The organism is Sphingomonas daechungensis, assembly GCF_039543105.1.
GTDB lineage: Bacteria > Pseudomonadota > Alphaproteobacteria > Sphingomonadales > Sphingomonadaceae > Sphingomicrobium > Sphingomicrobium daechungense.
Map to the genome: position 1 here is coordinate 1,999,452 of NZ_BAABJC010000001.1, position 13,100 is coordinate 2,012,551.

General features: G+C 64.3%; 9 protein-coding genes. 7 read left to right on the forward strand and 2 right to left on the reverse strand.

Features of this window, described 5'->3' with window-relative positions; translation table 11 throughout:
• Positions 1 to 47: 47 nt before the first annotated feature.
• The 6 genes from ABD928_RS10490 (at position 48) to ABD928_RS10515 (ending at position 8,602) form a co-directional block, all read left to right on the forward strand.
• The gene (locus tag ABD928_RS10490) at positions 48 to 617 is read left to right on the forward strand and encodes a DUF721 domain-containing protein (protein ID WP_345168560.1); all 570 of its coding nucleotides are present in this window, start codon (positions 48 to 50) and stop codon (positions 615 to 617) included.
• Complete coding sequence (locus ABD928_RS10495) at positions 614 to 1,369, forward strand: thioredoxin domain-containing protein (protein WP_187715237.1); 756 nt, start codon at positions 614 to 616, stop codon at positions 1,367 to 1,369. The genes ABD928_RS10490 and ABD928_RS10495 overlap by 4 nt, the downstream gene beginning before the upstream one ends.
• Positions 1,370 to 1,396: 27 nt before the next feature.
• Positions 1,397 to 4,813, forward strand: coding sequence for a chromosome segregation SMC family protein (locus ABD928_RS10500; RefSeq protein WP_345168563.1), 3,417 nt, complete (start codon positions 1,397 to 1,399; stop codon positions 4,811 to 4,813).
• Between the two features lie 4 nt (positions 4,814 to 4,817).
• Complete coding sequence (locus tag ABD928_RS10505) at positions 4,818 to 5,510, forward strand: DJ-1/PfpI family protein (RefSeq protein WP_187715236.1); 693 nt, start codon at positions 4,818 to 4,820, stop codon at positions 5,508 to 5,510.
• A gap of 116 nt (positions 5,511 to 5,626) precedes the next feature.
• On the forward strand, positions 5,627 to 7,903 hold the full coding sequence (locus ABD928_RS10510; protein WP_345168568.1) for a TonB-dependent receptor: 2,277 nt from the start codon (positions 5,627 to 5,629) through the stop codon (positions 7,901 to 7,903).
• 9 nt (positions 7,904 to 7,912) lie between these two features.
• Positions 7,913 to 8,602, forward strand: a complete 690-nt coding sequence (locus ABD928_RS10515) for a Fe2+-dependent dioxygenase (RefSeq protein WP_187715233.1) — start codon at positions 7,913 to 7,915, stop codon at positions 8,600 to 8,602.
• On the opposite strand, the gene ABD928_RS10520 is transcribed toward ABD928_RS10515, so the two are convergent.
• Both ABD928_RS10520 and ABD928_RS10525 read right to left on the reverse strand, forming a co-directional pair.
• Positions 8,599 to 10,608, reverse strand: a complete 2,010-nt coding sequence (locus tag ABD928_RS10520; protein WP_187715232.1) for an AAA family ATPase — start codon at positions 10,606 to 10,608, stop codon at positions 8,599 to 8,601. The genes ABD928_RS10515 and ABD928_RS10520 overlap by 4 nt on opposite strands.
• A gap of 248 nt (positions 10,609 to 10,856) precedes the next feature.
• Positions 10,857 to 12,299: a UdgX family uracil-DNA binding protein gene (locus tag ABD928_RS10525; RefSeq protein ID WP_187715231.1), complete on the reverse strand. Its 1,443-nt coding sequence runs from the start codon at positions 12,297 to 12,299 to the stop codon at positions 10,857 to 10,859.
• A gap of 92 nt (positions 12,300 to 12,391) precedes the next feature.
• On the opposite strand from ABD928_RS10525, the gene ABD928_RS10530 reads away from it, so the two are divergent.
• Positions 12,392 to 13,099, forward strand: coding sequence for a fatty acid desaturase CarF family protein (locus tag ABD928_RS10530; protein WP_345168574.1), 708 nt, complete (start codon positions 12,392 to 12,394; stop codon positions 13,097 to 13,099).
• The last annotated feature ends 1 nt before the right edge of the window (position 13,100 follow it).

Sequence of the window (13,100 nt, forward strand, 5' to 3'; positions counted from 1 at the left end):
AGCAAACGGTTGGCGGGCACCTTTTGCCTATGGCATGACGAGAGACGATGGCGAAGCCCAAGTCACCGACTGTAAAGCCAAATGCGGAAGACGCGCCGCGCAGCGGCCGTGCCCGCGCGGCCGGAGAGCTGGTGGGTGAGATCGGCGGCGTCGCGTTCCGCCGCTTCGGCTTCGTTCAGGGCGCGATCGTCAGCCGCTGGAGCGAGATCGTCGGGGAGCGCTATGCCAGGGTGTCTTCTCCTGAGTCGATCCGTTTCCCGATGGGCAAGAAGTCCGGCGGCGTCCTGACTTTGCTCGTCGAGGGCGCCCATTCACCTCTGCTTCAGCATCTGGCGCCACTGATCATCGAACGCGTGAACCGCTTCTTTGGATATGGGGCCATCGACAGGGTCGTCTTTCGGCAGGGGAAGCCATCGGCACCCCGGCCGAAGCCGGCGCGCCCGGAGCTGCGCCCCGTTCCCAAGGAATTGGGCGAAGGACTTCGGCAAATCGCCGATCCGGAGCTTCGCGCGTGCCTTGAATCGCTTGCCGGAAAGATTTCCGGTACGAGCGGCGCGCCGACGGTCGAAGCGCCCGCCGACAACCCCATTCCCGTCACCTTTCGGAGTGAACGATGAAATCTGCCTACGTCCTGCTCGCCGCTGCGGCGATCCTCGCAAGCGCGGCTTGCAATGCAGATAACGGAGCCAACGCCAGCGGCAGCTCAAGCAGCAGCAATGCGCCGATCAAGGCGATCAAGGCGCCCAACGGCGATTGGTCGAAGCTGGTGAGCCGAACCGCTGAAGGCGGCTATGTGATGGGCAACCCGAACGCCGATGTGAAGTTGATCGAGTTCGGCTCGTTGACTTGTCCGCACTGCGCCGAGTTCGACGAGAAGGGCGCCGACAAGCTCGTCAATGACTTCGTGAAGACCGGACGCGTGAGCTGGGAATTCCGGAACTTCGTCCGCGATCCGTTCGATCTGACCGCCTCGTTGCTGGCGCGCTGCGCTGGCCCCGACCGTTTCTTCCCGCTGGTTCGTGAACTCTATGCCGACCAGAAGAACTGGACCAGCAAGATCCAGGACATTCCGCCGGAGAAGTTCCAGGCGATTCAGGCGATGGGGCCGGACAAGCAGTTCCTGGAGATCGCCAAACTGTCGCAACTTCAGCAGTGGGCGGCGCAACGCGGCCTGCCTTCGGGCAAGAGCAACGCCTGCCTGACGGACCAGAATGAGATCAACCTGCTGGTGCAGATGAATGGCGACACGACCACGCAGTTCCCGGAATTCACGGGAACGCCGTCGTTCGTGATCAACGGCACGATGCTCAAGGAAACTGCGACCTGGGAAAAGCTCGAGCCGCAGCTTCGCGACGCGCTCGGCAGCTAGCTGTGGCCTAAGGGTGGGGGAGACGATTTGCGCATCCGCCGGCTGAAACTCAGCGGGTTCAAGAGCTTCGTCGAACCGTCGGAGCTCCGGATCGAGCCCGGCCTGACCGGGGTGGTCGGGCCGAACGGATGCGGCAAATCGAACCTCCTCGAGGCCATACGCTGGGTGATGGGCGAAGGCAGTCCAAAGTCGCTTCGCGGCGGCGGCATGGACGACGTCATTTTCGCCGGCACGGCGACGCGCCCGCCGCGCGACTTCGCGGAGGTATCCATTCTCCTGGAGCGTCAGCCGGGCGATGAGGGGCCCACCGGCGAGAGCGAGGTTGTTCGCCGGATCGAGCGTGGCTCGGGTTCGGCATATCGGATCGACGGTCGCGACGTTCGTGCCAAGGACGTATCTTTGCTGTTCGCTGACGCCGCCACGGGTGCTCACTCGCCGGCGCTGGTCAGCCAGGGCAAGGTGGGATCGATCATTTCCGCCAAGCCGACGGAGCGCCGCCTGCTGCTTGAGGAGGCAGCCGGGATCTCAGGGCTTCATGCGCGGCGGAAGGATGCGGAGCAAAAGCTTCGGGCGACGGAAACCAACCTCAGCCGGCTGGCCGAACTTCTGTCCGATCAGGAGCAGCGCGCAGCGCAGCTGAGGCGCCAGGCGCGTGCCGCCGAGCGTTACCGGCAACTCTCCGACAAGATCCGGGCTGCCGAGGCACGTCTGGTCCACGCCCGTTGGGTCGAAGCCGACCTCGCAGCGACTGCGGCGCTCAAGGAAGCCAAAGACGCCGAGGGGCAAGTGGCATCCTTGCAGGGCGCAATGGCAAACGCCCAGCAGGCACAGGACCAAGCAGCCGCATCGCTGAATCAGCGTCGTCATGAATTGTCCGAGGCTCGCGAGCGGGCGACCGCGCTGGCGCATGAACTCGCCACGACCCGCGCGCGGCGGGATACGGTTGTCCGCAGGCTGGCGGAGCTTGACCGGTTGGATGCGTCGCTTGCGTCGGATGTCGAGCGCGAAGAAGCGCTTCGGCACGATGCCGAGGCCCGGATCGCGGAGCTGGATTCCGAGCGGGCGGCGATCGAGCACCGCCTGTCGGATGATGAAGCCCAGTCGGCCCGCATCGGGCGCGAGCTTGCGGACTTGGAGACCAAATCGCGCGAAGCAGAGGCTGCGCTTGCAGACCTCCTGACCCGTCAGGCGGCGATGCGCGCGGAGCGCCGTGTCGCCGAAGCCGCTCTCGAAGCGGCCCGGGCGCAGGTCGAACGCACGGATCAGGAACGACAGCGGCTCACGGCTCAGCTCCAAGCCTTGGGCACGGGCTCCGCGGAAGATGCGGCCCGCGCCGAAGCCTTGAAGCGTGCTGAGGCCGGAAAGTCTGCGCAGGCAAAGGCAGAAAAGGATCTTGAAGCAGCGGAGCACGAACGGGCTTCCGCTGCTGAGCGCCGCGATGCGGCGGAAAGCTCGCTGGCGGCCGCGCGCGCCGCTTTGTCGGCTGCGAGGGCTGAGGCGCAGGCCCTTGAGCGTGCTCTCCAGCATGGCGGCGGTTCGGCCATCGAGAGCCTGTCCGCTGACGCCGGGTACGAGCGCGCTTTGGCGGCGGCCCTGGGTGAAGACGCGGACGCCTCGATCGGCGGCGAGGGTCTTCGCCGTTGGACGGGCAGCGATGCGCAGACCGGCGACCCCGCTCTTCCCTCGGGAGTCGAACCACTCATCGACCACGTCAGGGCTCCGTCGCAATTGCTGCGCCGACTGAAGCAAATCGGCGTGAGCGATCAGGACCGGGGCCAGGTTCTCGCCGTCGGCCAGAGACTGGTGACTCGCGATGGCGTCCTGCGGCGTTGGGACGGTTTCGTTTCAACCGGATCTGGCGCAGCGGCGGCGGAGCGGTTGATCCGGGGGAACCGTCTCGCCGACCTGCAAAAGCAGCTTCCGGATCTTGAGCAGGCGGCCGATGCCGCCGCTGCAGCCCGCGACCAGGCGGCCCGGGACGTGGAACGCTGGAGATTTGAAGGGGATGAGCAGCGCAAGGCTGCGTCAACCGCGGAGCGAGACGTTCGCGACGCCGAGCGGGCGGCGGATGCCGCTGCCGCTGCGATCGACCGGCTCAATGCCCAGCGCGAGGCCGTCGGCCAGCGTGTCGAGGATCTGAAGCCGGTTGCAGAAGCTTCGGCCGAGGCTCTGAGGGCCGCCGAAGGCGTTATCGCGGGATTGGCCGATCCGGCGGTGCTGGAAGCGGATGTGGAGGCCGTCCGTTCGCATGCGTCCTCGGCGGGCTCCGCGGTCGCCGACAAACGCGCCGAGGCCGCCACCCGAGCGCGCGAGACGGCTGCGGCTCGCGAACGGCACGGGACGGCCGGACGGGAGCAGGAGGAATGGCGCAGGCGGCATGCGGACGCCAACCGGCGCCTGGCTTCGGCAGTCGAGCGCCAAGGCCAACAGGCCGCCGAACGCGAGCAACTGAGTGCGGAGCCGGTGCGCCTCGACGATGCAATCGTCGAGCTCGAAGCGCGCTCACGCGACTGCGAGCGCGGCACCTCGGCTGCGGCTGAAGCCGAGCGGGCCGCGGAGGGCGAGGTCGCCAAGGCGGCGGCGGCCTTCGCGACGGCAAACGAATCGCTATCGTCGGCTCGGGAACGGCGAGCAGCCGCTTCTGCGCGCGCGGAAGCGCAGGAAGCGCGGCGCACTGAATATGGCCGCGTCTGCTTTGAGCGGTTCGAATGCATTCCTCAGCGGCTTCCCGAGAAACTGGGGTTCGATGAGACCGAGGCCGTCGATGCTGACGTACAGTCTGCCCTGCTCGAACGGCTGACGGCGGAGCGGGAGCGGATCGGCCCAGTGAATCTGGTTGCCGAACAGGAACTCGCCGAGCTCGACGAGGCTCGCATCAAGGGCGCCGAGGAAGCCGAGGAACTCACCCAGGCGATCCACCGCCTGCGCGGCTCGATCGGCAATCTCAACCGCGAGGGGCGCGTGCGGTTGCTGGACGCCTATCGCCAGGTCGACGCCCACTTCCGAAGCCTGTTCACGTCGCTGTTCGATGGCGGGCAGGCGCACCTCGAGCTGGTCGAAAGCGACGATCCGCTGGAGGCGGGCCTCGAAATCATGGCCCAGCCGCCGGGCAAGCGCCTCTCGACCCTGACCTTGTTGTCGGGTGGCGAGCAGGCGTTGACGGCGGTTGCTTTGATCTTCGCCTTGTTCCTGACCAATCCCGCGCCGATCTGCGTCCTCGACGAGGTCGACGCGCCGCTCGACGACGCCAATGTCGAACGTTTCTGCGATCTGCTCGACCGCATGACCCGGGAGACCGACACGCGTTACCTGATCGTCACGCACAATGCGGTGACGATGAGCCGGATGCATCGTCTCTACGGCGTGACCATGATCGAAAAGGGCATCAGCCGGCTGGTCTCGGTCGACCTTGGTGGCGCGGAGACGCTTCTCGCTGCAGAATAGGGAGATGAGCCCGATCCGCGTCGTATTCCTCGTCTACCCCAACGTCACCCAGCTGGATCTGACCGGGCCCGCGCAAGTCCTGTCCCGCTTGCCCAACGCGCAGGTCGACCTGGTCTGGAAGTCGGTGGACCCGGTGCCGACCGATAGCGGCTTTTCGCTGCTGCCGACCGCGACGTTGGACGAAGTGGAGACAGCCGACATCCTTTGCGTTCCCGGCGGCTTCGGATGCGTTGATGTCATGCACGATGACGAGGCGCTCGCATGGGTCCGGCGCGTGGGAGGCTCGGCGCAGTGGGTGACGAGCGTCTGCACAGGTTCGCTCATCCTGGGAGCGGCCGGCCTCCTCAAAGGGTATCGCGCGACCTCGCACTGGGCATGGAGCGGCTATCTGACCCTGTTCGATGCGGAGCCGGTCGCAGAGCGGGTCGTGTTCGACCGCAACCGTGTAACCGGGGGAGGCGTCACGGCCGGCATCGATTTCGCGCTTGCGCTGACTGCTCGGATCGCAGGCGAGGAATACGCCCGTAGCGTTCAGTTGGGTATCGAATACGACCCTCATCCGCCCTTCGATTCCGGCACGCCGGACAAGGCCGGCGCGACACTCGTGGCCAAGGTTTACGAGCGGTCTAACCGCATGGCTCCCGACCGGGAAAAGCAAATTGAGACCGCCGCCATTCGTCTGACGCAAAGGAGCTGATCGTCCAGCCTCGATCAAAAACAACGCCAAACCAGATATGCTATTGCGAATGACTATCAATAACGATAGTCCGCCTCTATTCGTTCTGTCGAAGCAACAAATAGGGGTAAGTTCCAGTGTCGCGATATTCGAGCAGCCCCGGGATCCGTTCCTACAGGAAGGCTGCTTCGGCGCTTGTCGGCTCCACGCTCTTGCTGGGTTCCGGCGCTCATGCCTCCGAAGTCGCGCAGGCCGGGCAGACCGGGGTTAGCGCGGAATCAGATGCTGCGAACGCGGTGCTTGCCAATACGGTCGGCGCTTCAGCCGCCGCTGACTCCGCCGAAGCGCCGTCTGACGCAATTGTGGTCACTGCGGACAAGTACCGGATCAACACGCTCAACAGCCGTCTGCCGGACGTTCGCGACGCACCGCAGTCGATCAGCATCATTCCGCGCGAGATCATCGAGCAGCAAGCCGCAACGACTCTCAACGATGTCCTTCGCAACGTCTCGGGCATCAGCATGGCTGCGGGCGAGGGCGGTGGCGGACCCGCAGGCGACAACCTGACCCTGCGGGGTTTTGGTGCCCGGAACGACATCTTCGTCGACGGCATCCGCGACTTTGCCAGCTATACGCGGGACACTTTCAACGTGGAGCAGGTCGAGGTCGTAAAGGGCCCGGCTTCGGCCCAGACGGGTCGTGGCTCGACTGGCGGCTATATCAACATGTTCTCGAAGCAGCCGAAGCTCGACACGTTCGTGAATGGAACGGTCGGCCTTGGACTACCCGGTTATGTCCGCGGCACTGCGGATTTGAACGTCGGCGGAGAATCGCTCGGAGTCGGCAGCGGCGCCGCGCTCCGTCTCAACCTCATGTATCACGACGCTGACGTGCCCGGGCGCGATCATGTCAAAACGAAGCGGTGGGGAATCGCGCCGTCGATTGCCCTCGGCCTGGGAACCTCGACCCGCGCGATTCTGTCCTATGTTCGGATCGAGGGTGACAACCAACCCGACTATGGCATCCCGTTCGTTCCCAACACGAACGTCGCGCTTCCTGAGTATCACGACAAGCCGGCCCCCGTGAGTTACGACAATTATTACGGGCTGACCAAGCGCGACTACGAGGAGACAACTTCCAACATCGCGACGTTCGCGCTGGAACACGATGTGTCGTCTCAAGTCCGCATCGCGAACACGACCCGCTACGGTTACGCGACGCGAGACTCAATTTACTCGGCTCCCCGCTTCGCAACCCTGCCGAACTCGACGGCGACCGGGCTCCTCGTGAACCCGCAAACGCAGGGTCGCGACACCGTCGACAAGATCCTTCTCAATCAATCGAATCTCTTCGCGAGATTCGAAACCGGAAGCATCCGACATGATGCGATCGCCGGTTTCGAAATTTCGACCGAGAAGAGCCGCAACCAACTTCGCCTTGTTACGGACGGGACATCGACCGATCTGTTCGATCCCGATCCTGATCGGCCATGGAATGGGACGATAACGGATCGACCGGGCGAAATCGTTCACGCCAAGGCCAACACTGTCGCGGCTTACCTTTTCGATACTGCTTACCTCAGCGAGCAGGTCCTCATTACTGGCGGACTTCGCTGGGAGCATAACAAGAGCGACTTCGACCCGGCACCTTCGCAGCTTTCGGCGACGGTGGGTCCAATCCAGCGGTCGGACTCTTATCTGACTTGGCGGGCGGGCATCACCTACAAGCCGGTCCGATCGCTCAGCCTTTACGCGGGCGCGGGAACCTCGGTGAATCCGTCGATCGAAAACCTCACGCAGACGACGCCGACCGAAGCGCAGGGCGCTCTGAGACCCGAGCATAGCCGAACCTTCGAAATTGGCGTGAAGTGGGATGGCTTCCGCGGGAAGCTGTTGCTGACCTCCGCCATCTTCCGCACCGAAAAGACCAATGCACGCACACCGGGCCTCCCAGGTGAGCCCGCCTTGGTTCTCGACGGCGAGCAACGCGTGGACGGATTCGAGTTCGGCGCGACCGGACGCATTACCGAGCGGTGGCAAGTCGTCGCGAGCTATACTTATCTGCACAGCGAAGTGATCGAGTCCAACACCGTGACGGATATCGGCAACCGCCTTGGCAACGTGCCCAAGAACAGCGGTTCGCTGTGGACGCTGTACACGCTTCCGCAGGGCGTCGAGATCGGCGGCGGAGTCCGCTACGTTGGCCCGCGTTACACCAACACGACCAAGACGCGGCGGGTGGATGGCTACTGGGTGGCGGATGCGACGCTTGGCTACGACATCAATCCGAAGACGACGCTCAGGGTGAATGTCTTCAACATGTTTGACGAGCGCTACGCCGACGCGCTTGGAGGAGGCCATTTCGTTCCGGGTGCCGGCCGCAGCGCGGTCGCCACTTTGGCGTTCGGGATGTAAGCGGAAGCCATGCTTGTCGCCGTCCCAGCCGCTCTTTCAGCCAACGAGCTGGCCGAGGTCCGCCGCTTAATCCTTAATGGCGACTGGGAAGACGGCCGATCGACGGCCGGCCAGCAGTCGGAGCTTGCCAAGCGCAACCTCCAGCTGCCGGCCTCCGACGAGAATGCGCGGGCAGCGGCGGAAATCGTCCTGGCGGCGCTTGCAAACAACGGCCTGTTTATGTCGGCGGCGCTTCCGCAGCGCGTCTTCCCGCCCTTGTTCAACCGCTACGACGCTAGCGACGGGCATGGCTTCGACAACCATGTCGACAATGCGATCCGTTTCCTCCCCGATCGTTCAGGGAGGATCAGGACCGACCTTTCGGCGACGCTCTTCCTGTCCGATCCCGACAGTTACGACGGCGGCGAATTAATCATCGAAGACACGTACGGCGAGCATGCCGTGAAGCTGCCAGCGGGCGACCTCGTGCTCTATCCGTCGACGTCGCTGCATCGCGTGGCGCCGGTCACCCGCGGCTCGCGGGTCGCGTCCTTCTTCTGGGTCCAGTCCATGATCCGCGACGACGGCCAGCGCGCGCTGCTCCTCGAAATGGACGCCGCAATCCGCACGCTTGCGGCCAACGTCGGCGACCACGATCCGTCGATCGTCTCGCTGACCGGCAGCTATCACAACCTGCTTCGCCGCTGGGCCGACTGCTAGAAGCCGATACGGCCGGTTGGACCCGGCTTGGCCTCGGCTTCGCGACGAAGGAGTTCGACGATCTCCTTTGCCGTGCAGTCCGTACGGTAGCGGAGCTGGCGCTTCACCACCGCGAAATCGCCGGGTGTCAGCCCAACGATCTCACGCAGTTCCGGCCGTGACTGGCCTCCGAAGAAACGTTCGAAGGCCTTGTCCAGCTTACCCTCCGACAAAGGCCGGAGCTCGACCTTGAAGAGGAATCGCCGGAACACCGCGGGATCGAGGCGGCGGGCGAAGTTGGTTGCCGCAATGAAGGGCAGCGGGTGGCTGTCCATCCACGTCAGCAGCTCATTCACCTGCGTGATCTCCCACGACATGCGAGCATCGCTCCGGTCGAGAAGCAGGGAATCGGCTTCGTCGAACAGGAGCACGGCTCCTTCCTCGCGAGCATCGGCGAAGGCCTCTGCAATATTCTCCTCGGTCCCGCCGACCCACTTGGAAAGAAGGTCCGACGCACGCTTCACCGCCAGCGGCCGGTCAAGCCGGCGCGCGACATCTGCGGCGAGGGCTGTCTTTCCCGTCCCCGGCGGGCCGCTCAACAGAAGCGAGAAGTCCGCCGGAGCATCGCCGCGGGTCAGCCGCTCGACCACGTCGGCGATGCAGATGTCCGCATCGTAGAGCGAAAGATCGAGCTCACCGCTCCAGCGAGCGGGAGCCAGCCGGCGTCCGCCGCGAAGCCCTTGCAGAAGCGATCCCTCGACGGCAGCCGCGTCCCTTGCTCCTCCACCCGCTAGTGCCGCAGTGCGAAGCGCGATCGGCGCTACGCTGGCGCTGTCAGGCTGGCTCAGCAGGAAAGGCTTGAGGCCCTCAACCGTTTCCGCGGCACCTGCAGAGGCTGCCGACCGGGTCGCAATGCGTTCGCGCGCCGCAGCGGACGGGTAGCCCATGCGGAGCACGTAGTTCATGCGCCGGAGATGCGCGCGATCGATGCCTTCGAGCGAATTCGACGTCCAGATCACCGGAACCTTCATCTGCTCCAGCAGACGGTTCACGAAGATCTTCGACCCTGCGCGGCGCTCACCGCTTGCGGCCGTGGAAGACTCGGAAAACAAGTCTTCCATCTCGTCGAACAGGATCAGGCTGTCGCTGCGCCGATGAAGCAGTCGCGCCGCCCGGTTCAGCGAACAAAGGCGTTCCCACCGGCTAGGCTCCTCGCCACGGTCGTCCATTTCACCAACCGCGAACAAGCGTGCTCCAATTTCGCTGGCGAGGGTGCGGGCGAACTCCGTCTTTCCGGTCCCCGGCGGTCCGTGAATGAGGATGTTCACACCCTGCGCACGGTTCCGTAGCGCGCCGGTCAGAAGACGCGCCAGCAAGTCGAAGTCGCGATCGAGGTGAGCGAAGTCATCCCGAGCAAGCGATGCCGGCTGAGGCGTTCCAGCCAGGGCCGCGACGATCTGATCTTCGCTATCGAATGCCTGATCGATGACGTCGGCGAAGCGCCACTCCAGCTCGAGCGAAGCGGGGCTAGAATATTGCTGCTTCACGCAGATCAACCCGAGCTCAATTGCCTTGGCGCGGCGGACCAATGCCTCCGATGACGCAGCCGGCGCTCCGGCCAGTTGTCCGATAAGCGCAGCCATCTCGCCTCCGGCCCAGCGGAGGCGGGATGCTAGGGCCACCAATCGTGGCAAACGTTCGAACGCAGCCGTCAGGAACACCAACTCGTGATCGAACGGCTTGAGATCGAGCAGATTGAGCGCCGTGCTCACCGTGTCGAACACGTCCGGAAACGGTGCGGACACGTCGAGGCTATCCGCCAGCCGTGCCAGCGAATCCCAGTCGATCGTTTCACCATCCTTGGCCGACTCTGTGTCGGTCGCGGGCACAGCCCAGACGGTTTTTGGCCAGAGCCAGTCGCGCTGTTCGGCTGCCCATTCGAGCAGCGCACCCGCGACCGGGCTCGACTTTCCATATGTATCGCGCAGCAAGGTAAGCACGCGCTGCGCCAGAAGCTTCTCGCCCATGACAAATCCCATAGCGGTAGCCGCACGCGATCAAGGGCGTGTGGCACCGTGGTTGCTGTTTCAGGATCTTGGTTTGCCGGCCGGTGGCCGGCCGAGCGCTAGCGCTTGGGCGACAACCGGACGGGTGCAAAACAAGACCGCATTAGGTTTTTGCGATCGTTCAATTCATTTGCTCCGTGGTTCTTCAGGACAGGTCCCGAAGGGTCGGCGCGATTAGTCGCGGCCGTAATGAAAGTCAAATCTCCCTCTCAGGCGGCAACCTTTTCCGCGCGGTCGCGGATGCGTTTTAGGTCGTCGACGAACTTCTGGCGTTCCTCGACTCGGCGTTCGGGCTCGGGGATGCGGAGGAGGAAGCTGGGGTGCACCGTCACCCAGCATTCGCCGCCCTCGGCAAGCGGGATCGGTGAGCCGCGCACCTTGCTGATGGTCACGACCTTGTCGAGGATCGAGCGGGCGGCGGTCGCGCCCAGAGCCACTGTGACGGGCGGACGGATCAAGGTTCGCTCCTGGTCGATCCACCAGCGGCAGGCCTCGATTTCCCCGGCGTTTGGCTTCGAGTGGATGCGCTTCTTGCCGCGCTGCTCGAACTTGAAGTGCTTCACTGCATTGGTGACATAGACCTCCGAACGCACGATTCCGGCCTTCTCGAGCGCTTCGTCGAAGACCTGTCCGGCGGGACCGACGAAGGGACGGCCGGCGAGGTCCTCTTGGTCGCCCGGCTGCTCGCCGACGAACATGATGGTCGCATCGAGCGGGCCTTCGCCGAACACCGTTTGCGTGCCGTGCTTGTAAAGGTCGCAGCGCGTGCAGCCGCGCGCTTCCTTCATCAGCGCTTCCCATGAGGCGCGGAGGTTGCTGCCCGGCTCGATCCGGCGTTCTGCCTCGAGGGCCTCCTGAAGCCCTGACTTTGCCGCGGCCCGGTCGATCATCTCCAACTCCCGCATGCGTGCGCTCGCAATCAGTGGCTGAACGAGCGAGGTTTCCGGCATGTTGCGCCAATATTTCTTCGGCATCTCCTTCAGCATGGCGCCGATCTTGAGCCGCGCGGGATTGAAGATGGACGCGTAATAGGTCTTCCACATCGCCTCGAGCGGGTCGCCGCCGGGCGCCTCGGCACGCGTCGCCCCGGGACCCTCGCTAAGTTTGTCGCCATCCCAGTGGATTGATAGCTCCGGCGTCAGGATCGACCACCGCATGTTGGTGAAGCGGCGGACGAAGAAGGCGGCCGTATGGCGAACGATGTGGTGGTCGGGTTCGAAGAAGGCGACGAAGCGCTCGCTCCCGTCAGGCTGCGCAACCTCCCGGAAGCGCACGAAGGCATGCATCTTGTGAACGTCGCGGCGAACCTCCTTCGCCAGCTTTTGAAGCCGGTCGACCAACGGGTCGGCGCGATCTTCCATGGCTCCGCGGTTCGAGCGCAACTTCCAGAGCATCGCGTACAGCAAAGAGAAGCGCTCCGGGTCGGAATGGCAGATCACGCTCTTCGCGACATCGATGAACGACCTTGGCACCGGAAAGCTGGCGCCGGGTTCGTGACGCACTTCGGTCCCGAACAGGTCCCCGTCCGATCCGCTGACCTGCCAGACGACGGCCTCGGGCGGGACGCCGGATTCGGCAAGGTCCCTGGCGGCATCGCGCCACCCGTCGAAATCGTCTTCGGCCGCGAGTGTCACGCGGTGCGCATCGATCATCGGGCCTTCGCGCAACACTAGACTGCTATCCGAGCGCTGCGAGCCGTTATCGGGTTTCCTGAACCGTTCGAAGAGCTTATCGGCCTTGGAAGATGATGAAGCGCGCTCCCTGGCCGGTGATGGTCGCGATGCTGCTGAGCATAGCCTTGAACCTGTGGTTCGCGGGCGCGCCCTCGCTGAGCTGGTTCCCGGCGGCGCTGATTGCCTGGTATTTCGCCGATTTCGCGTCCGGCATCACCCACATGGTCATGGACTACAAGCCGTGCCGCCAGGGCATCGGGCTCGACCGCCTCTATTTCTTCGAGGGCTCTCGCGAGTCCGAGGACTATCTTGCCCTGCGTGGTCGCGTGTGGCGGGAGATGGGGCCGTTCGAAAAGCTCGTCTACGACTTCAAGAACCACCATCCTCGGCCCGAAGCCCTTGGGCGCAGGCCGATGCTGGTGCAGATTGGATCGACGATCTGCTTCGCGTCGCTCCCGGCCTCGATCCTTCTCAACCTTGCCGCCTGGCTGCTTCTCCTGCCTGGCTGGCTGGTGTTCGGAAGCGTCATCCTCCTGGTCGGCGGAACATTCGCGCAATACTTTCACGGGACGCTGCATCGTGCCGACAATCCGCGGATCGTGGAATGGATGCGTTCGGCCGGCCTGCTGATGTCGCCTGACGCTCACCAGCTTCATCACGACACGCTGACCCGCGACTTCGCAACCAACAACGGATGGTCCAACCCATTGGTCAATCGCATCTTCGCGCTTGCGATCCGCAGGCGCTGGCTCACCGAAAGCGGCCTCACTCCACAATAGA

Bases quoted from the DNA above. Each gene is read 5' to 3' on its own strand.
- ABD928_RS10490 (WP_345168560.1), top strand. From the start codon at position 48: ATGGCGAAGCCCAAGTCACCGACTGTAAAGCCAAATGCGGAAGACGCG.
- ABD928_RS10495 (WP_187715237.1), top strand. From the start codon at position 614: ATGAAATCTGCCTACGTCCTGCTCGCCGCTGCGGCGATCCTCGCAAGC.
- ABD928_RS10505 (WP_187715236.1), top strand. From the start codon at position 4,818: ATGAGCCCGATCCGCGTCGTATTCCTCGTCTACCCCAACGTCACCCAG.
- ABD928_RS10515 (WP_187715233.1), top strand. From the start codon at position 7,913: ATGCTTGTCGCCGTCCCAGCCGCTCTTTCAGCCAACGAGCTGGCCGAG.
- ABD928_RS10520 (WP_187715232.1), bottom strand. From the start codon at position 10,608: ATGGGCGAGAAGCTTCTGGCGCAGCGCGTGCTTACCTTGCTGCGCGAT.
- ABD928_RS10525 (WP_187715231.1), bottom strand. From the start codon at position 12,299: ATGATCGATGCGCACCGCGTGACACTCGCGGCCGAAGACGATTTCGAC.
- ABD928_RS10530 (WP_345168574.1), top strand. From the start codon at position 12,392: ATGATGAAGCGCGCTCCCTGGCCGGTGATGGTCGCGATGCTGCTGAGC.